The organism is Sorangium sp. So ce887 (assembly GCF_051521455.1).
GTDB lineage: Bacteria > Myxococcota_A > Polyangia > Polyangiales > Polyangiaceae > Sorangium.
Genome location: NZ_CP150354.1, coordinates 12,369,323 through 12,387,643 on the forward strand (window position 1 = coordinate 12,369,323; position 18,321 = coordinate 12,387,643).

17 protein-coding genes are annotated in these 18,321 nt (G+C 70.1%); 8 read left to right on the forward strand and 9 right to left on the reverse strand.

Features of this window, described 5'->3' with window-relative positions:
• The first annotated feature begins 172 nt into the window (after positions 1-172).
• On the forward strand, positions 173-1,492 hold the full coding sequence (locus WMF36_RS46410) for an RNA polymerase factor sigma-32 (protein WP_437577291.1): 1,320 nt from the start codon (positions 173-175) through the stop codon (positions 1,490-1,492).
• A gap of 3 nt (positions 1,493-1,495) precedes the next feature.
• Positions 1,496-2,374, forward strand: a complete 879-nt coding sequence (gene rsmI / locus WMF36_RS46415) for a 16S rRNA (cytidine(1402)-2'-O)-methyltransferase (RefSeq protein WP_437577292.1) — start codon at positions 1,496-1,498, stop codon at positions 2,372-2,374.
• 184 nt (positions 2,375-2,558) lie between these two features.
• Here the strand turns inward: rsmI and WMF36_RS46420 are convergent, their stop codons facing one another.
• Entirely contained in the window at positions 2,559-3,689 is a 1,131-nt protein-coding gene (locus tag WMF36_RS46420; protein ID WP_437577293.1) for a mannose-1-phosphate guanylyltransferase, read from the reverse strand.
• Between the two features lie 254 nt (positions 3,690-3,943).
• On the opposite strand from WMF36_RS46420, the gene WMF36_RS46425 reads away from it, so the two are divergent.
• Genes WMF36_RS46425 through WMF36_RS46440 form a run of 4 tightly spaced genes read left to right on the forward strand, consistent with a single transcriptional unit; the run spans position 3,944 to position 6,744 of the window.
• The gene (locus WMF36_RS46425; protein ID WP_437577294.1) at positions 3,944-4,447 is read left to right on the forward strand and encodes an NADH-quinone oxidoreductase subunit A; all 504 of its coding nucleotides are present in this window, start codon (positions 3,944-3,946) and stop codon (positions 4,445-4,447) included.
• Positions 4,444-4,992: an NADH-quinone oxidoreductase subunit NuoB gene (gene nuoB, locus WMF36_RS46430; RefSeq protein WP_437577295.1), complete on the forward strand. Its 549-nt coding sequence runs from the start codon at positions 4,444-4,446 to the stop codon at positions 4,990-4,992. Before WMF36_RS46425 ends, nuoB begins: the two co-directional genes overlap by 4 nt.
• A gap of 40 nt (positions 4,993-5,032) precedes the next feature.
• Positions 5,033-5,581 carry an NADH-quinone oxidoreductase subunit C gene (locus WMF36_RS46435; protein ID WP_437484678.1) on the forward strand — a complete coding sequence of 183 codons (549 nt, stop codon included), beginning with the start codon at positions 5,033-5,035 and terminating at the stop codon, positions 5,579-5,581.
• On the forward strand, positions 5,578-6,744 hold the full coding sequence (locus WMF36_RS46440) for an NADH-quinone oxidoreductase subunit D (protein ID WP_437577296.1): 1,167 nt from the start codon (positions 5,578-5,580) through the stop codon (positions 6,742-6,744). Before WMF36_RS46435 ends, WMF36_RS46440 begins: the two co-directional genes overlap by 4 nt.
• Before the next feature lie 17 nt (positions 6,745-6,761).
• Here WMF36_RS46440 and WMF36_RS46445 read toward each other — a convergent pair whose 3' ends face one another.
• The 3 genes from WMF36_RS46445 to WMF36_RS46455 all read right to left on the reverse strand — a co-directional run bounded on the left by WMF36_RS46445 (position 6,762) and on the right by WMF36_RS46455 (position 9,156).
• Complete coding sequence (locus WMF36_RS46445) at positions 6,762-7,352, reverse strand: hypothetical protein (protein ID WP_437577297.1); 591 nt, start codon at positions 7,350-7,352, stop codon at positions 6,762-6,764.
• Between the two features lie 244 nt (positions 7,353-7,596).
• Entirely contained in the window at positions 7,597-7,998 is a 402-nt protein-coding gene (locus tag WMF36_RS46450) for an MmcQ/YjbR family DNA-binding protein (RefSeq protein ID WP_437577298.1), read from the reverse strand.
• A 99-nt stretch (positions 7,999-8,097) separates the two neighbouring features.
• Positions 8,098-9,156 carry a methyltransferase gene (locus WMF36_RS46455; protein ID WP_437577299.1) on the reverse strand — a complete coding sequence of 353 codons (1,059 nt, stop codon included), beginning with the start codon at positions 9,154-9,156 and terminating at the stop codon, positions 8,098-8,100.
• Positions 9,157-9,751: 595 nt separating this feature from the next.
• Here WMF36_RS46455 and WMF36_RS46460 point away from each other — a divergent pair.
• Entirely contained in the window at positions 9,752-10,330 is a 579-nt protein-coding gene (locus WMF36_RS46460) for a hypothetical protein (protein WP_437577300.1), read from the forward strand.
• A gap of 665 nt (positions 10,331-10,995) precedes the next feature.
• Here the strand turns inward: WMF36_RS46460 and WMF36_RS46465 are convergent.
• The 5 genes from WMF36_RS46465 to WMF36_RS46485 all read right to left on the reverse strand — a co-directional run bounded on the left by WMF36_RS46465 (position 10,996) and on the right by WMF36_RS46485 (position 16,909).
• The gene (locus WMF36_RS46465) at positions 10,996-11,535 is read right to left on the reverse strand and encodes a carboxymuconolactone decarboxylase family protein (protein WP_437577301.1); all 540 of its coding nucleotides are present in this window, start codon (positions 11,533-11,535) and stop codon (positions 10,996-10,998) included.
• A gap of 82 nt (positions 11,536-11,617) precedes the next feature.
• Positions 11,618-12,082 (reverse strand): MarR family winged helix-turn-helix transcriptional regulator, encoded by a 465-nt coding sequence (locus tag WMF36_RS46470; RefSeq protein WP_437577302.1) that lies wholly within the window; start codon positions 12,080-12,082, stop codon positions 11,618-11,620.
• A 1,446-nt stretch (positions 12,083-13,528) separates the two neighbouring features.
• Positions 13,529-14,800, reverse strand: a complete 1,272-nt coding sequence (locus WMF36_RS46475) for a serine hydrolase (protein ID WP_437577303.1) — start codon at positions 14,798-14,800, stop codon at positions 13,529-13,531.
• Positions 14,801-15,059: 259 nt separating this feature from the next.
• The gene (locus WMF36_RS46480; RefSeq protein ID WP_437577304.1) at positions 15,060-15,920 is read right to left on the reverse strand and encodes a DMT family transporter; all 861 of its coding nucleotides are present in this window, start codon (positions 15,918-15,920) and stop codon (positions 15,060-15,062) included.
• A 194-nt stretch (positions 15,921-16,114) separates the two neighbouring features.
• Positions 16,115-16,909: a phytanoyl-CoA dioxygenase gene (locus WMF36_RS46485; protein WP_437577305.1), complete on the reverse strand. Its 795-nt coding sequence runs from the start codon at positions 16,907-16,909 to the stop codon at positions 16,115-16,117.
• 523 nt (positions 16,910-17,432) lie between these two features.
• On the opposite strand from WMF36_RS46485, the gene WMF36_RS46490 reads away from it, so the two are divergent.
• On the forward strand, positions 17,433-18,257 hold the full coding sequence (locus tag WMF36_RS46490; protein ID WP_437577306.1) for a toll/interleukin-1 receptor domain-containing protein: 825 nt from the start codon (positions 17,433-17,435) through the stop codon (positions 18,255-18,257).
• The last annotated feature ends 64 nt before the right edge of the window (positions 18,258-18,321 follow it).

Genomic DNA, 18,321 nt, shown 5'->3' on the forward strand with positions numbered 1-18,321 from the left:
CCACGTGGAGGCTGCCGTGTAGCACGTTCTGCGATCTCGCGCGCTGTCTTCCTTCGGTCTTCCTTACCCGCGGATCGCAGACCGGGTAGCCTCGGAGCGCGAGGTGCCTGCGCGCCGGCGCAGGTGGCGCGGTGCGGCGGGGCTGTACTAGAACTTCGAGGACGAGGTCCTGGTGGCGAAGAGCAAGAGCGAGCCGCGAACGAAGCGAACGAAGGGGACCGGTGCGCCGCAGCCCGCGGGGACGGCGAAGGTGGGCCTCCTGCCCGGGTCGGAGGACGAAGGCGCGGGCCTCCGCGCCGACACGGACGCGGCCCCCCGGCCCGCCGCCAAGCGCCGCGCGCGCACCTCGGCGAAGGGCGCCGGGAACGCGCGCGGCGAGGCGCAGCCCGCGGCCGGCGACGACGACGGTACGCGCGAGGACGACGACCACGACGACGACGACGACGACGACGACGAGGGCGACGCCCCGCCCGAGAGCGGCGCCGCGAGGGCCGGCGACGCCGACGATGGCGAGGTCGTCGAGGTCGTCGGCGAGGTCGTCGGCGAGGTCGTCGACGACGTGAACGTCGATCTGAACGACATCGAGCTCCCGCGCGTCGCGCGGGCCAGAGCCGGCGAGGGCCGCGGCGGGGACGCGGCGCTGTCTCGCACGGACCCGCTGCAGGCCTACCTGCGCGAGGTGCAGCGCCACCCGCTGCTCACGCCGGACGAGGAGAAGGAGCTGACGGTCAAGTACACGAAGACGCAGGACGTCGCGACCGCCGCGCGGCTCGTGACGGCGAACCTGCGGCTCGTGGTCAAGCTCGCGTACGAGTACCGGCGCGCCTACAAGAACATCATGGACCTCATCCAGGAGGGCAACATCGGCCTGATGCAGGCCGTGAAGCGCTACGACCCGTACCGCGGCGTCAAGCTCTCCTCGTACGCGGCCTGGTGGATCCGCGCGTACATCCTGCGCTTCATCCTCAACAACTGGCGCCTGGTGAAGCTCGGCACGACGCAGGCGCAGCGGAAGCTCTTCTTCAACCTCAACAAGGAGAAGGCGAGGCTCTCGGCGATGGGGATCGAGCCGACGGCGGCGGAGATCGCGAAGCGCCTGTCGGTCGAGGAGAAGGAGGTGGTCGACATGGACCGCCGCCTCTCGAGCGGCGAGGCGTCGCTCGACGCCCCGGTCGGCGATCTCGAGGGCCGGACGATCCCGCGCGTCGAGCTGCTCGTCTCGTCGGGGGCGAGCCCGGACATCGCGTTCGAGGCGAGGGAGATGGGCATGCTCGTCCACGATCGGCTCTCGAAGTTCCGCGAGACGCTGAAGGGCAAGGACGTGATCATCTTCGACAAGCGCATGGCCGCGGAGGACCCGCTCACGCTCCAGGAGCTCGGCAACGAGTTCGGTATCTCGCGCGAGCGCGTGCGCCAGCTCGAGGCGCGGCTCCAGTCGAAGCTGCGGACGTACCTGCAGGAGGAGCTCGGCGACGCCGTCGAAGCGGGCTAGGTCTTGTCGAGCGGCAGCGAGCAGGGCGGTGCGAGGGGCTACGGGTGTCTCTACGTGGTCGCGACACCGATCGGTAACCTCGGCGACGTCACGCTGCGCGCGGTCGAGACGCTGCGCGGGGCGGACCGGATCCTCGCGGAGGACACGCGGCGCGCCCGCGCGCTCCTCGGCCACCTCGGCGTCTCGGGCAAGCCGGTCGACCGGTTCGACGCGCACGCCTCCGAGGCGGACGCGGCGCGGGCGGCCGCGCGGCTCTCGGCGGGCGAGTCGATCGCGTTCATGACCGACGCCGGCACGCCGGTGGTGAGCGATCCGGGGACGGCGCTCGTGCGCGCGGCGAGGGAGGCCGGGGCGCGCGTCGTGGCGATCCCCGGACCGAGCGCGGTGATGGCGGCGGTGAGCGCGTCGGGGCTCGTGACGGGGGGCTTCCGCTTCGTCGGGTTTCTGCCCCGCGGCGGGCGCGAGCGGCGCGAGGCGCTGGCCCTCGTCACGTCGACGCCCGAGGCGGTGGTGCTGTTCGAGTCGCCGCGGCGCTTCCGCGAGACGCTCGCGGAGATGGCCGAGCGCATGCGCGGTCGTCGCGCGGTCGTCGCGCGCGAGCTGACGAAGGTGCACGAGGAGATCCTGGGCGGCACCGTGGAGGAGCTCGCGGCGATGGAGCGGGAGTGGCTCGGCGAGATCACGCTGGTGCTCGCGCCCGCCGAGCCGGCCGCGGCGGGCGCGCGCCCGAGCGACGAGGAGCTCGACGCGCGCATCGACCGGGAGCTCGCCCAGGGGAGGCGGGCGAAGCACATCGCCGAGGAGCTGTCGGTGGAGCTCGGGCTACCGCGGCGGGAGCTCTACACGCGGGTGGTGGCGCGGCGGGGAGAGCCGGGCGGGTAGAGCGAGAAAAAACGCAAAGGCGCAAAGGCGCAAAGGCGCAAAAAGAAAGAGGAGATGGGCCGCGTCCACCCAGACATCCGGCGTTCTTTTTCATCAATCTCTTTTTTGCGACTTTGCGTCTTTGCGCCTTTGCGTTTTCTTCTCCTCTCACTGCTCCGGGGAGCGCAGCAGGCGCGCCGCGCCGTCACGTGTGCCGGCCCCGTCCCTGCGCCTTGAGGGCGTCGACCACGTGCTTCACGTCCTGCGCCCGATCGCGCGGCACGATCAGCAGCGCGTCGTCGGTCTCGACCACCACGAGTCCCTCCACGCCGACGAGCGCGATCACCCGGCGGTCGATCTCCGCGCGCGCGCGGAGATCGACGACGTGGTTGCCCTGCGCGTCGACGAGCACCGACCCCGCGGGCGCGCTGTTGCCTCGCTCGTCCTTCTCGGCGAGCTCCCAGGCGCTCTGCCAGCTGCCCAGATCGCTCCAGCCGAAATCGCCGGGCACCACGGCGAGCCCGGCGACGTGCTCCATCACGGCGTGATCGATGCTGACGGCCGGCAGGCGCGGGAACACCTGCAGGACCGCCTCCGCCTCGGCCGCGGCGCCCAGCGCGGCGGCGCGGTCGATCTCGTCGAGCCCCTCGGCGAGCGCCGGCAGGTGGGCGCGGATCGCGGCCCGCATGTCGCCCGCGCGGAAGATGAACATCCCCGCGTTCCAGAGGAAGCGGCCGCTCGCCACGAACTCCGCGGCGCGCTCGCGGTTCGGCTTCTCGACGAAGCGCAGCACCCTGCGGGGTGCCGCGCTCCCCGCGCCGGCCGCCTCCTCCGCCTCGATGTAGCCGAAGCCCGTCTCCGGGTGGGTCGGGCGGATGCCGATCGTCGTGATCGCGCCGCCCTGGGCCGAGGCGACGGCGGCCTGCAGCACCTCGAGGAACCGCGGCACGTCGGCGATGTGGTGATCGCTCGGGAGCACGACCACGACCGCCTCGGGATCGTCGCGCGCGATGGTGGCCGCCGCCCAGCCGATGCACGGCGCCGTGTTGCGCGGCGCCGGCTCGACGAGCAGGCGCCGCTCGGGGACCTCCGGCAGCGCGACCCGCGTGGGCGCCACGAGGTGCTGGCCGGTCGCGATCCAGATGCGCTCCCAGCCGGCGCTCCCTTCGCCGGCGCACAGCGGGAGCACCCGGCGCGCCGTCGCGGTGATGAGCGGCTCGCCGCCGACGAGCGGCAGGAGCTGCTTCGGGCGCGCCGCGCGCGACGCCGGCCAGAAGCGCGTGCCCGCGCCGCCGGCGAGGATCAGGACATGGACGGGGGTTGCGGTCGAGCTCATGAGCGATCGCCGGAGGTCACGCGTCGAAGCTTACCGCAGGGTCGCGGCGCGGTGGCAGGGGGCCGCTCAGGTCAGGGCCGGCAGCGCGTGCGTGGAGGCCACCCTCGCGAAGCCGAGCGAGACGACCCACAGCGCGCTTCCCCTCCAGGGTCTGCCGGCTTGCCGCGCTTCATCTTTTCACCTACATACCGCTCCTGGATCTGGCGCTCTCTCGCCCGGGGCGAGGGAGGGCGAGCCGAGCGAGGTTCCGTCCGATGTTGATGGCATATGCCAGCGTTGCCGCGTTCTTCCTGGTGGCGATCGGCTTCGTCCTCGGCTCTCTGCTGTTCGGGAAGCTGCTGCGCCCCAACAACATGTACGCCGGGAAGCTCGAGACGTACGAGTGCGGTGAGGCGCCCGTCGGGCCCGCGTGGTTCAACTTCAACCCGCGTTTTTACATCATCGCGCTCGTCTACATCATCTTCGACGTCGAGATCGCCTTCATCTATCCGGTCGCGGCGGTGTTCAAGCGCTGGGTGGACCAGGGCAGCGGGCTCTTCGCGCTGATCGAGATCTTCCTCTTCGTGGCCATCCTGATGCTCGGCTTCGTCTATGTCTGGGTGAAGGGCGATCTCAACTGGATCCGCGCCATCAAGGGCGATCCGCGCGGCGCTCAGAACGTGAGCAGCCGGTCCCGGGCGCGCGCGCCGCTCGCGGGCACGAGCGAGGGCGCGCCGGCGGGGCAGGCGGCGGTCGCCGACGGAGGTGCGGAGTCATGACATCGAACCTGAACCTGATGGCCCCGCCCCGCGGGTGGGAAGCCAAGTACGAGAGCGACGGCGGCGGCGTCATCACGACGAGCGTCGACCAGACGGTGAACTGGCTGCTCAACTGGGGGCGGTCGAACAGCGTCTGGTACATGCTCTTCGGCCTGGCCTGCTGCGCGATCGAGCTCATGCAGACCGGCGGCCCCCGCGGCGACCTCGAGCGCTTCGGCGCGGCCCCGCGGCCGAGCCCGCGGTCGAGCGATCTCTTCATCATCGCGGGGACGCTGACGTACAAGATGGCGCTCCGGGTGAAGCGCCTCTATGACCAGATGGCGGAGCCCCGCTTCGTCATCTCCATGGGCAGCTGCGCGAACTGCGGCGGCCTCTTCCAGTACGCCTACTCGGTCTGCAAGGGCGTGGATCAGATCATCCCGGTCGACGTCTATGTGCCCGGTTGCCCCCCGCGCCCCGAGGCGCTCCTCGAAGGGCTCCTGAAGATCCAGGAGAAGATCAAGAGCGAGCGGACCCTCGACCGCCGCGGCGCGACGGGCGGCTGAGCCCTCTTCTCTCGCTGTTCGTTCTGCGCTCCCGCACCCCATGACACCCGAAGAGATCTTCCAGGCGCTCCAGGCGAAGCTCGGCGAAGACGCGGTCTTCGACCTCCACCCCGTGTCCGCGAAGGATCGCGACGCCTGGTTCCAGGTCGCGCCGGAGAAGATCCTGACCGTGTGCCATCACCTGCGTGAGGCGCCGGAGCTCGATTTCGATTACCTGGAGTGCATCACCGGGGTCGACTATCCCGATCTCAAGAAGATCGTGGTCGTCTATCACATCTACTCTTACGCGAAGAAGCGCCGGATCGTCCTCAAGGCGTTCCTCGACCGGGAGAGCCCGGCGATGCCGACCTTGGTCGACGTGTGGTCGGCGGCGAACTGGCAGGAGCGCGAGTGCTTCGACCTGCTCGGCGTGCGCTTCGAGGGGCACCCGGATCTCCGGCGCCTGCTCCTGCCCGACGACTGGGAGGGGCACCCGCTCCGCAAGGACTGGCAGGAGAAGGCGGACTACCACGGCATCCCGACGCAGCGGCCGAACCCCGTCGAGCTCTTCAAGATCAAGCTGCCGAAGAAGGACGCGGAGGCGTCATGAGCCAGGTCATCTTCAGCGTCGACCGCGGGGGCGCGGACCCGGGCAGCGAGCCGGAAGACGAGATGACCCTCAACATGGGGCCTCATCACCCGTCGACCCACGGGGTGCTCCGCTTCGTCATCTCGACGGACGGCGAGATCATCCGCAAGGCGGTGCCGGACGTCGGCTACCTGCACCGGAGCATCGAGAAGATCGGCGAGCGCTGCACTTACAGCGGCTTCATGCCGTACACGGACCGCGTCGACTACATCGCGGCGATGTTCGCCAACGAGGCCTGGGCGAGCGCCTGCGAGAAGCTGATGGGCATCGAGGTGCCGAAGCGGGCGCAGTACCTGCGCGTCATCTCCTGCGAGCTCAACCGGATCGGGAGCCACATGATCGCGCTCGGCGCGATGGCGATGGACGTCGGCGCGGTCACGCCGTTCCCGTGGGCGCTGCGCGAGCGCGAGTACATCAACGACTTCATCGAGGAGCTGTGCGGCGCGCGGCTCACGTTCAACTACCACCGCATCGGCGGCGTCTCGTTCGACCTGCCGGCGGGGTGGGCCGACAAGGTGAAGCGGTGGCTCGAGCGCTTCGAGCCGATCATGGTCGAGTTCGATCGGCTCATCAGCCTGAACGACATCTTCATCAAGCGGCTCGCCAACGTCGCCGTGGTCACGGCCGAGGAGGCGAAGGACTGGGGCCTCGTCGGCCCCAACCTGCGCGCGTCCGGCGTGAAGTGGGATCTCCGGAAGGAGGACGGCTACTCGGTCTATCCGGAGCTCGACTTCGACGTCCCCGTGGGCCGCGGGCGCTACGGCGCCGTGGGCGACTGCTGGGATCGGTTCTACGTCCGGGTCGAGGAGTGCCGCGAGTCGGCGAAGATCCTCCGCCAGGCGCTCGACAAGATCGACGAGCACCCGGAGGACGACCTCCTGGGCAAGCTGCCCAAGAAGATGAGGCCCGACGGGGAGGCCTACGCGCGGATCGAGAGCGCCCGCGGCGACATGGGCTGTTACGTGATCGGGCGTGGCGCGGAGGAGGCGTACCGGGCGCGGTTCCGGACGGGGAGCTTCACCGCGATGGCGATGATCGAGGCCAAGAGCCCCGGGCTATTCCTGGCCGACCTCGTGGCGCTCATCGCCAGCTTCGACGTCGTGGCGCCCGAGATCGACCGGTAGCCGGGGGAGGGAACGCCTCAGGCGCCCTCGCCCCCGCCCTCGCCCTCGGTCCCCCCGCCGAGGAGCTCCGGGCACTTCTCGCTGATCGCCTCGCACCCTTCAAGCGCCTCCTCGGAGGTGTCGGGGGGCGTTTCACACGTGAGCGCCTTGATGAACTCAATCTGGGCGTTCGTGCAGGTCTTGAACTCGCCGACCGTGGCGGTACACCCTTCGAAATCCTCCGCGGGGCACGTCCCCGGTTCCGCGGGCGTCTCCGGATCGCTCATGCACTCTTCCTTGGCGGCCTCGCAGTCACCGCCGAGGGCGGCGGCGACCATGCCGATGAGCTCGCAGCTGTCCTCCTTCGAGAAGTCGGCCGACGCGGCGAGCTCGTCGCACAACGCCTGCGCCTCCTCGCCCGTCAATGTGTCGAGCTGCTTGCCGTCGAGGTCGTCCCCGGTCTCGCCGCCGGTGCCGTCTGTGCCGCCGTTGCCGCCGGTGCCGTCCGTGCCGCCGTTGCCGCCGCTGCCGCTGGTGCTGGTGGTGCTGGTGGTGCCGGTGGTGTCCCCATCGTCATCGCCGCACGCCACGAGCGCGAGCCCGGCCATCAAGAATCCAAGAAGCTTCATCCGTGTCATTGAGCGCTCCATCATCGAGAATGTTCACCTGAATGTCCGCGCGGCGCTCGAGGACGGCTCCGTCGAAGGAAGCGAGCGGGCGGCGTCGTCGATCGGGCAGGCCGCGCGGGGTGCGAACATACTACGGCCACGGCCCACTTTTCCTTCCTCGTCAGAAAATTGCGCAGCACCCTGCGGCGTGTGGATGGCCGCGCGCCGCCGAGGCGCTCTCCGGATCGCGCGTCCCCGTGGTCGGTCACGTCGCGCGCCGGCGCCTCCGCGGACGTGAGGGAGACCCCGGCGGCGCCGCCGGCTGCCCGCTGCGGCCGGCGTCCCACTGCGCGACAACGCGCTTCGGCGCCACGCGACGCCAGGCCCCCACGAGCAGCTCTTCGAAGAGCGTCCGGTCGACGCGACGGAGCTCCACCCGCGTCCAGCCCTGGTGTCCCCAAGGCGTCACCGAGAAGACGTCGGGCTGCGCCTGCACCAGGCTGTCCTGCTCCTCCAGCGACAGCTTCAGGACGGCGCCCTCCTGCTCCACCCAGTGGGTCGCGAAGATCTTCCCTCGCACGCGGAACGACGGCTTGCCGAAGTGGTCCTGCTCCTCGGCCTCGGGCAGCGACAGCGCGAGCTTTCGAAGGTCGTCGGAAGAGATCACGGCGGTGCGCCTCGGCAAGGGGATGGGTCGTGAAGGTCGTCGGAAGAGATCACGGCGGTGCGCCTCGGCAAGGGGATGGGTCGTTGTCGCGGAGGGATCTCAGGCCCGCGCTGCCTCGAAGACCCGGAAGAAGCTCGGCGTCTCTCGCACGCTCGTCACGCCGAGCCCCGCTGCCTCGAGCAGCGCGCGGTACTCGGCCTCCGTGCGCTCGCGTCCACCCGTGTTCACGAGCATGTTGATATCGCTGAACGTGAGGATCCAGTCGAGGGTCGCGTTCCCGCGCTGGGCGGGGGAGGCGGGGGCGGGCGCCTCCACGACGAGCAGGCGCGCCGCGCCGTCCATCGCCTCGCGGCACTTGCCCAGGATCTGCAGGCTGCGGGCGTCGTCCCAGTCGTGGATCACGCTCTTGAGCACGTAGACGTCGGCGGCCGGAGGCGCCGTGTCGAAGCAGCTCCCCGCCACGAAGGAGGCGCGGGCGGCGACGCCGCGCGACGCGAACAGCTGGAGCGCTCCTTCGCGCGCGTGCTCGAGATCGAAGACGACCCCGTCGGCGCCGGCATGGGCCTCCAGGATCGCGCAGAGCAGGGCGCCGTAGCCGCCGCCCACATCGACCACCCGGCGCGCGCCGCGGAGATCGACGGCCCCGACGATGCCGGGCGCGACCCCGCGGGTCAGCTCCACCATGGCCTGGTGGAAGATCGCGGCGGCGGCCGGGTCGCGCGCCATCTCGTCGAAGTGCTCGGTCCCGGACGACGCCGCGGCGTCTCCGGCGCTCCACGCCATCCGGCCGGTGCGGACGCAGTCGGTCAAGCGGCCCCAGGCCTGCCAGACGCCCGGTCCGCCCATCAGCCGAGACCACGCGCGCCGCGCGGTGGGGGAGCTCGTCTCGAGGCATCGCCCCATCTCGGTGAGCTCGATCTGCTCCCCGCGCGCGGCGAGCAGATCGAGCGTGACGAGCGCCCGGAGCAAGCGATCCGTGGCGTCGGGGTGCGTGCCGAGCCGCGCCGCGATCGCGCTGCTCGGAAGCGGCCCGTCGGCGAGGACGTCGGCGACGCCGAGCTCCGCGGCCGCGTGGACGACCTGCGGCACCCAGAGGCTCATGATCATCTGATTCAGGCGGAACGCAGGGGGCAGATTCGTGGGAGACCCGCTCGACATGGTGTTCGCTCCTTCGGGCCTACTCTGGGGGGCGCGACGCCGGGAGTATTGTAAAGATTTTACCTTGCCCGTAACGCGTTCGACCTTGTGGCGCCCGCGATCGATCGATCGCTAGAGCGACAAACGGGTTGAAACCCCGAAAAAAGCAGGAATTTCACAGGGAGGCGAGGAGGCGGGGAGCGAGAGACGGCGAGAGGGAGAGATTCTTTTTTTTCTTCCTCCCCGCCTCCTCGCCTCCCTGTGAAAATTCTCCGGGTTTCAACATGATTGGTGTTCTAAACCCCCGCGCTGTCACCCGTGCGCGTAGCGGAAGCCCGGGAATCATCGGTGCACTTTCGAGGTAGCAGTCTGCTGCGAGAGCGTCGTTGCCGCTCCCCGCCTCCCCGCCTCCCTGTGAATTTTCCGAAGGATTTGAGGGGATACCTCAGCTTGGGAACGGATGGCCTGAACGATGAATCCAAGGACGAACCGTGGACAGGCGACTGAGCTCGTTGGCGGCCTGGATCGAGCGTCGAGGACGGCGGCCCGGACGTCGAGCCGCGCCGGCATGCGCCGTGTGGCGCGGGCGCCCGCCGTTCGGTTACTCTACGCGCCCATGAGAAAGCGGAGCGGGCGCCTTGCGCCGATGGACGACGTGTTCGCCGCGAGGAAGCGACAGGCCGTCCCCCATGAGTTCGTGCTCGAGGCGCTGGCGCCGCTCGGGCCCGTGACGCGCCCGATGTTCGGCTGCGTGGCCGTCTATGTGGGGGAGAAGATCGTCCTCATCCTGCGCGACAAGCCCGCGCCCTCGCAGGACAACGGCGTCTGGCTCGCCACGACCGAGGAGCATCACGCGGCCCTGCGCGCGGAGTTCCCGGGCATGCGAAGCATCGAGGTGCTCGGGGAGGGGGTGACCGGCTGGCAGATGATCCCGGCGGACGCGCCCGATTTCGAGGAGGCCGCGCTGCTGGCCTGCGCGCTCATCCGGGCCGGCGATCCGCGGATCGGGAAGGTGCCCGGAGCGCGGCGGAAGCGGCCCGCCTTGCTACGGGCCGAGACGCCGGCGAAGGGGGCATCGAAGAAGCAGCCCGCCAAGAAGGCGGCGGGGGCGCTCCCCGCGAAGAAGGCGGCGACGAAGCTGCGCCCGAAAAAGGCGGCGACCCGGTCGCGCGCGAGGCTGGGCGCGCGCAGGTGAACGAACACGCAAGGAGCGCCGGCGCTCACGGGGCCCGCGCCACCGTTCTTCCCCATCGAACAGCCGCGCTGCACGCGCTTGTCGATAGACAGGCAGGCTGACGGGTCTACCGTGGCTGCCCCACCAGCCTCCTCTTGGGCGAGGTGGTCTGGTTCACGTGGACCATGGTGCTCTTCGTTGGAGTTCGCTGCAGCGCCCATGCCAGGCTCGCGCCCTCCGCGGAGCCGCGCCACGTCGGCGGCTGCTCTACCCGCTGACCGGCTGGCTCCTCGCGCCGGTCCTCGCGAGCGCGCATCCGTGCGATCGCTCACGTTCCGTGAAAAAGCTGAGTCGTATCGACGAGCTACAGATCCACGGACCTCAACGCGTTGTGGTCTCGGGCGAGCGCGGTCGCGGAGGGACCAGGATGCATTGTGGTCTCGGGCGAGCGCGGTCGCGGAGGGACCAGGATGCATTGTGGTCTCGGGCGAGCGCGGTCGCGGAGGGACCAGGATGTATTGTGGTCTCGGGCAAGCGCGGTCGCGGAGGGACCAGGATGCATTGTGGTCTCGGGCGAGCGCGGTCGCGGAGGGACCAGGATGCATTGTGGTCTCGGGCGAGCGCGGTCGCGGAGGGACCAGGATGCGTTGTGGTCGCGGGCGAGGGGCCCCGCGAGCCCGGGCGCGTCAGCGCATCGTGTGGCTGCGGGTCATCCGGTTCGCGAACGTCGACAGGGTGAACGTGCCGATGCCAACGATCACCTCGAGCGCCTGTTCGGCGGTGAAGCCGGCGCGGAGGAAGGCGTCGAGCTCGGCGTCCGTCACGTGACCCCGCTCGCGCAGCGTCGCCTCGGTGAATGCGGCGAGCGCCTGGAGGCGAGCGTCGGGCACGGGCGTTCGCTCGAACAGCGCAGCGGCCACCGCGGGAGGAGCCCCCGCGCGGAGGAGCAGCTCGCGGTGCATCTTGCGGCAGAGATCGCAGCCGTTCTCGCCCGCGACCACCATCACCACGACCTCGCGCTCCATCGGCGAGAGGGTCGCCTCCTCGAAGAGGGCCAGGAGATCGTCGAAGGCGCGGACCAGGAGCGGCGAGGTCGCGAAGCGGGCCACGGGCAGCGGCACGAAGCCGAACTTGCGCGCAGTCCGCTCCAGCGCAGGGCGGACCGCCGCGGGCGCGGTGTCGAGCGTGTGGGCGGGGAAATGAGGGGAAGGAGCGGGCTGGTTCATGTGAGGGGGGCGTCCCTGGGTTATTGGTTGTTAATGCAAGTAATTGGGGGCCGGAGCGCAGGGTCGAGGGCCGGCGCCGCGCTCAGCCCTCGGGCTCGAGGTTCGCGAGGAGGCGCTGCAGCGTGCGCCGGGTCGTGAGGAGGTCGTCCTCCGGGATGCCGGCGCGCAGCGCGTCGACCATGGCCATGGCCTCGCTCGACAGGGCCTTGCGCAGCTGGCGCCCGCGCGCCGTGAGGTAGACGAGCCGGGCGCGCCGGTCCGTCGGGTCCTGGCGGCGCGCGATGAGCCCGTCGCGATCCATGAGCGCCAGGATGCGGCTCATCGTGGGCACATCACGGAAGGTGCGCTCGGCGAGGTGCGTCTGCGTGACGCCCTCCTGCTCCCACAGCCGGACGAGCACCATCCATTGCTCGGGCGTGATCTCGACGCCATGGGCGCGGAAGCGCCGGTACATCGCGGCGCGGGACGCGAGGTACACGCGGGCCACCCAGTAGCCGAGCGCGTTGTCGAGGATGATCCCCCCGTCGGCCGTGAACTGGTCGCGCATGGTGGGCCAAGCGAACCACACGGCGTGTTAGTTGTCAATGCAATCAATTGTCTCGCGCCCCGCGCTCAGGCGCGTCCGAGCGCGCGGTCGCCACGAGGACGCGGGCGGTCACGAGGGCGCGAGCCGCGAGCAGCCGCGGGCTCGCCTCGGCGTGGCCCGGCCCGATGGGGGGGGCGGCCGCCACCCTCCACCTTGGCGCCGCCAGGGTGCGGCGCTCCTGAAGCCATCCCGAAGCATCTCGGGCTCCCGAGCGAGGCGCCTCCCATCGCGCGTGCGCGGAGCCCGAACTGCGAAGCGGCGTGAGCGCCGCAGGCCAAGCGCCCTGGCGCCCGCAACGCCGGCGTTCACGCCGACGTGCGCCCGCGGCGCTGCCCGCGCCACAGGTTCGCGGCAAACGCGCTCGGTCGCGCAGCGCCGACCGACCCGAGGCGCCACGACAACCGGCGACTGGGCGGCAGAAGGGGCATTCGATGTCCTAGCCTCCCTGCCGGACGCCGGCTTCGCGCGCGTCTTCCCCGCGTTCACGGCGACAACGCAGCTCACGATGCTCAAGATGGTGCCGCAGGGCGACGTGGCCGAGGAGGATCACCCCACGGCAGAGCAGACCACGTCGCTCGATGCGTACATCGCGGCCATGGATCGGGTCTGGGCGGGCTGAGCCCGGGGCGCGCCCGGGGCCGGAGCCCGAGGCGGGTGATCGCGCCCCCGCCGCGCCGTGGCGTCACGCGCTCGTGACAGCTGTAACCCCGCGCTGTCGCGGGCGCGTGACACCCGGCTGAGGTGCCGCCCCGCGCGGCCCGCCCGCGCCCTCGCCCGGAAGCCCCGTTGCGCCGCCCGAGCGGGGCGCAGGGTCAGCCGGCGAGCGCCGCATGCGCGCGCGCCGGAGCTCCGGCACCGCGCTTGCGATGGGCGCTCGTCGACCCCGATCGGCACGCCAGCCGACTCACCCACTCCAAAGACGACAAGGAGAAGCATGACGACCATGAACCTCGCCCACGTCCTCGCCTGCATGCGCTCTCTCTCCCTGGTGGCCTGCGTGACCGGCGAACCGCTATGGCGGCAGCGATGTGCGCTTCACCGTCACGCCGAGCACGGGCGCCTGGCACCGCTACACCGGCGCTTACATCGAATACTTCCCGGTGCCCTGAATCGAAGCCCCCGCGAGGGCGTCGCGCCGCACCGGCGCATGCCATCGAATGCCGCCCCGTGCGCCCTGGGCTCACGCCCCCCCTCGCGCGCGGGTAATGCTCAAATTTGAACATGAAGGTCGGAAGGCGGGAAGAGAAGATCAATGATCTTCTCTCCTTCACCTGAATTCTCTCTGGGCCAATGTGAGCACTACCCGCTCGCAGCGGGACGGGGCGGCATTCTGCCAGGCAAGCTCGAGCGGTTCGCCCAGGTGGCCGGGCACGAGGCGGCCTCGTGCCTGCCTTCCTCGTCCGAGGTCTACTCCAGGGCGTTGGCGAACGCGTTCTTCAGCTCGGAGGCGATGTCCCCCGACGACATCTCGCCGGAGTTGACGATGCCCACGGCGTGGTAGCCCGACGGCAGGCGGATGACCGCGGAGCGGGCGTGGGTCGTCCTGAAGGCGCTCGGGACGCTCCCGCTGCGGTCCACCGGGTGCGAGCCGCCATGGTAGGGGCTCGCCTTCCAGCCGTAGAGGTCCTCGAGCTTCGCGCTCGCGATCTCGCTGGACCAGACGAGCCGATTGTTCCGCGTCGCCGAGGAGCCCGTGGGCGAATAGAGCGCGTCGTAGGTCGAGGGGCTGATGAACCCGCTGCTGTGCCCGAGGTACTGGAAGATCGAGGCGAACGCCTTCGACGAGTAGTACCAGCCGCCCTGCGCCTTGCAGTGCCCGGCGAGGAGCTTCGAGTTGTAGATGACGCCGGCGTACGGATCGGTCTTCGTGGTGTACGCCCCCGCGATCGTCCACCCGTTGACCAGGGTGCCGAGGGCGTCCGGATCCGGGTCGCAGGTGGCCGCGAGGTCGGGGTCGACCGGGTCGAAGATGTAGTAGCGGACGAACGTCTCGTACCACCAACCCATGGCCTGGATGATGTCGTTTCCCGTCGCGCTCCACCCGTTGTTCGCGACGGCGTTGTTGATCGCCGGCAGGTTGGCCGGGTTCCCGACGATCGGGACCAGGTACGTGAGCAGCTTGCTGTTGATGTTGTGGTAGCTCCGGACGCCGTAGTCGCTGTCCTCCACGGGGACCAGGAGCTGAACGAAGGGGTTCGCCGGATCCCCTCCTCGGATGCCGGATTTGTGCTGGAGGAGATCGCGGAACGTGATCTTCCGGTTCTCGACCGGGAGCGCGTTCTTCACCACCGAGGGCAGGTAGTGGCGGATCTCGTTGTCGAGGAAGCTGAGCACCTGCGGGGTGCTCTTCCCTTGCTCCTCCAGCACCTTCACGAGCAAGAGCCCGCCGACCATCTTGGTCGCGCTGCCCACGTTCGCGAGGACATTCCAGGTCATCGCATCGGAGTGGGTCGCCGCTCCTCCGGACACGCCGTAGCGGAACCCGGTCGTGCGGACGAGCGTCGTGGAATAGCCCTTCGTGCTTCCGAAGCGGCTCCGGATCTGATCCTCGTATTCATCGACGTTCAGCTGTGCGCCTTGAGCCGGCGCGCTGAGCCCCGCCGTCGCGGCGACGAGCGACACGGCTCCGAGGGCCTGGAAGAAAGCGCGGGGCTTCGAGCGGTGTAACGATGCGAACATGGGCTTCTCCTTGCGTGACATGGGGGTTGGACCCGCCGAGCCCGGCCCGGGAGGTCGAATGAGACATCCTCGCGAGGCGCGGAGCGGAGCGCCGAGAGGTCATGCGGTGGCAAAGCGCGTCGCGGTCACGGACAGGAGCTCGACGCGCGCCTTGGGCTGAGCGCAATGCACGCCGTGTGCCGGCGTGAGATCGCGGCGAGCTCGCCTGCGGCCGCGCGCGGGGAGGCGGCTCTGGCGGCGCAGCCGGGGCGATGCTGCGCTACTTCGAGCTCTGCGGGCGCAGCGGGCCCTCTGCGGCGGCCGCGCGCGCAGCCTGCAGGGTCCGCCACGCGGTCGCGCCGAGGATGACGGCGCCGCCCGCCATCGACCAGGCGCCGGGCCGTTCACCGACGAAGAGGAGCGTCCACACGGGGTTGAGCACCGGCTCCACCAGCACGAGCAGCGACGCCTCGACGGCCGGCGTGTGGCGCATGCCTCGGCCGAAGAGGGCGTAGGACAGCCCGATCTGCACTGCTCCCAGGAACACCAGGAGCCCGACGTCGAGCGCCCCTGGAAGGGTCGCGCTGCCCAGCGCAAGCGGCAGTGTTCCGAGGCCAGCGAGGACGTTGCTCCAGACGAGCACCACGGGGTTGTCGTCCTGGGCCGCCCGGAGCCCCATGATGGAGAGCGCGAAGGCGAGCCCGCTGAGGAGCGCCAGGAGGTTGCCCAGGAGCTGTCCCGCCGAGAGCTGGTCCAGGAAGAAGAGCCCCAGGCCCAGCACGAAGATCGGCACCGCGAGCTTCTCACCGCGTGAGGGCTGCTCCCGCAGCAGCCACGGGCTGAGCAGCAGCACATAGAGAGGAGCGGTCGACTGGAGGAAGATGGCGTTCGCTGCCGAGGTCAGCTTGGTCGATTGAACGAACAGCACCATGGTCGCCGCATTCGCCGCCGCCGCGCCGAACGAGCGCCATGACGGGACGCGGCGGGCCCTCGGCATCGCCAGGCCGAGCACGACGGCGGCGATGAGCGATCGCCCGCAGGCGACCTGCCACGCGCCGAGGGAGCTCAGCTTGATAGCCGCCCCTCCGGTCGACCAGAGGAGGGCGGCGGCCAGGATCAGCAGTCGAGAGCGAACCAGCATCGGCAAGGCCGCAGGTCTTCGCACGAAAGTCGCTTCATGGGGAGGAGCTCATCGCAGCCGTTGTCCGATTGTACAACCATGCTGACGGAGCTGCTCATCGGCAGCAGCCACCGGCGCGTCCACATTGTGAACGTGGCAGTGAACGAATCGTCGTGCAGAAACTCGATGGCGCGCCGTGGGTCAGGGACAGGCTCTCAGGGGCGAACGAGCGCCATCCGAATCGCACGCTCCACCGGAGAGGCGTCGTCGCGCCACGGGTCGAGCGGTTCCCTCGGCAGCAAGGGAGGTTGCGCGAGGAATCTAGGCCGGTCGCCACGCAGGAGGGGCTGTGCCGCGTGAACGAGGAACGGGTGACACAGGTACACCGTGCCAGCCGGTCCAGTCGCGACGGCCTCGGGGCGGTGCGACGACTCGGCGAAGTCGGTGCTGGCGAGCTCGCCGAGGGTCAGCCCCTCCGCTCCGTGAGGTTCGAGCCTTCGGACGATGTCGAAGTGCGAACCAACGCGAAGACGCGTCGGTGCATCTTGGTCACCGACGTCGGAGAAGAGGAAGAGCATGAGGAGCGCACGCCCCTTCGACGCCACGTTGGCCCGCCACTTGAGGAAGTCCGGCTCGCCCTCCGTTCCGAAGCTCACATCGATGTGCCAGCCGCAGTCGCCCGGATCGTCTGGCGAGGGGAAGCGGATCGGGAATGTGCCGAGGCTGCCGCGAGGCATCCAGCGTCCAGGCCCCACGAGCGCGTCGTAGGCCGCGTGCAGCTTCGGTGTATTGGCCGCCTCACGGAAGAGCGGGTTCGGGATCTCGCCGATACGCACGACGGGGCGCGTCCAGGTGGAGGGCGCGTCCTCCGCACACCCGGTGGCGAGCCACAAGACTCGACGACATGCGTCGGCGAGCTCACGGGGGAAAGCTTCGTCGATCCGAACGAAGCCATCGTGGACGAACTGTTCGAGCTGCGCTGCGGACAGCGCGAAATCATGATGAGGCATCTGAAGTCTCCTGTTGTTCCAGCTCAAGGCACACGACGCGCGCGTCGCGGACGACCCATGAGCGCCGGGATGCGGCGCTCAGCCGAGCAGGAACACGGAGAACTTCATCATCGACGGGATAGTAGCGGACGGCTCGCGGTCGGTCAATGAAGGTCCGTCGTCTCGCCGAGGTCGCTGAGGCCCAGCTCCCAGCGGTTCGGCAGCACGGGCATCGCGCCGGGCGTCGACGACTGCGGGATGATGTAGAGGATGCCCGCGTTCTCGGCGATCGTCGACCGTGGGCCGAGCTTCTGCGCCGCACGTTCGCGCTCGATGTCCTCGAGTGTCCGACCTGCAAGGGGAGGATGACGGACGATACCATCCGCGTGCAGGACGGATCCCGGAGGCCAAGACCTGCACCTCGGAGACAGCGTTCCTCGATGTACAGACTCGCCAGGATCTGGACGGCAAGGAAAGGGTCTGATCAAAGGCCGCTCCGCTCGTCCGCCTGGCGTCTTGCTGATACGCTCTCCTCGTGTTTCCCGTGCCTGTCCCGATTGACGTCTTCATCTCGTACGCAGCCGCGAACGAGAGGCAGAAGGACGTGCTCAGAAAACATCTGTCGGCCCTGAAGCGCGAAGGGAAAATCCGCACCTGGCATACCGGGCGCATCGGGGTCGGCAGCGATCGGGACGCCGAGCTCGCGGTCCGCCTCGACGCGGCTCACCTCATCGTCCTTCTCATCAGCGTCGATTACCTCGCCGGCGACGCGCAGTGGCGAGAGATGGAACGGGCGCTGGGGCGCCACAACGCCGGGCGGGCGCGGCTCATCCCCATCCTCCTCGACGCGTGCGACTGGGAGGGCACGCCGTTCTCGGCTCTGGCGCCGCTGCCCGCGAACCGCGTCCCCGTGATGTCGTGGAAGCGCGAGAGCGAGGCGTGGACCGCCGTCACGCTCGCCATCCGGGCCGCCGTCGCAGATTTCACGTACAGGACCACTGCACCCACGCTGATGGACACGACCGCGCCGACGCGGCCGGCGCACACGGCACGCACGGAGAGGACACTCGACACGTCCCCCGCCGCTACCACCTTGCCCGCGGCCGGGGCCGGCAGGGCCCCGCCCCCACGACACCGAGGCAGAGCCAGGGCCTCGACGGCAGCTCGCGCGCTGATAGCTATCCTCGTGCTGGCGCCGTTCGCGGCGGTCGCGCTCGTCATCGATCGATTCACCACGACAGGTCAGACAGCAGGCGCGACGGCGGACGCGGGGCCGGCGGACGCGGGACCGACGGCGCGGCCGCGGACCCCGCCGCCGAGGACCGTGACCGCCGGCGAGCCGGAGCCGCGGCCGCCGCGCGGACCCTAGCGACGGTGTGACGCCCCTCCCCAGCGCGAGCGCGCGCGCCGCAGGCGTGACCTGCGAGATGTCA

Coding starts and splice junctions, on each gene's coding strand:
- WMF36_RS46420 (WP_437577293.1), bottom strand. CDS start 3,689: ATGAGCTCGACCGCAACCCCCGTCCATGTCCTGATCCTCGCCGGCGGC.
- WMF36_RS46425 (WP_437577294.1), top strand. CDS start 3,944: ATGTTGATGGCATATGCCAGCGTTGCCGCGTTCTTCCTGGTGGCGATC.
- nuoB (WP_437577295.1), top strand. CDS start 4,444: ATGACATCGAACCTGAACCTGATGGCCCCGCCCCGCGGGTGGGAAGCC.
- WMF36_RS46435 (WP_437484678.1), top strand. CDS start 5,033: ATGACACCCGAAGAGATCTTCCAGGCGCTCCAGGCGAAGCTCGGCGAA.
- WMF36_RS46440 (WP_437577296.1), top strand. CDS start 5,578: ATGAGCCAGGTCATCTTCAGCGTCGACCGCGGGGGCGCGGACCCGGGC.
- WMF36_RS46445 (WP_437577297.1), bottom strand. CDS start 7,352: ATGAAGCTTCTTGGATTCTTGATGGCCGGGCTCGCGCTCGTGGCGTGC.
- WMF36_RS46455 (WP_437577299.1), bottom strand. CDS start 9,156: ATGTCGAGCGGGTCTCCCACGAATCTGCCCCCTGCGTTCCGCCTGAAT.
- WMF36_RS46460 (WP_437577300.1), top strand. CDS start 9,752: ATGAGAAAGCGGAGCGGGCGCCTTGCGCCGATGGACGACGTGTTCGCC.
- WMF36_RS46465 (WP_437577301.1), bottom strand. CDS start 11,535: ATGAACCAGCCCGCTCCTTCCCCTCATTTCCCCGCCCACACGCTCGAC.
- WMF36_RS46470 (WP_437577302.1), bottom strand. CDS start 12,082: ATGCGCGACCAGTTCACGGCCGACGGGGGGATCATCCTCGACAACGCG.
- WMF36_RS46475 (WP_437577303.1), bottom strand. CDS start 14,800: ATGTTCGCATCGTTACACCGCTCGAAGCCCCGCGCTTTCTTCCAGGCC.
- WMF36_RS46480 (WP_437577304.1), bottom strand. CDS start 15,920: ATGCTGGTTCGCTCTCGACTGCTGATCCTGGCCGCCGCCCTCCTCTGG.
- WMF36_RS46485 (WP_437577305.1), bottom strand. CDS start 16,909: ATGCCTCATCATGATTTCGCGCTGTCCGCAGCGCAGCTCGAACAGTTC.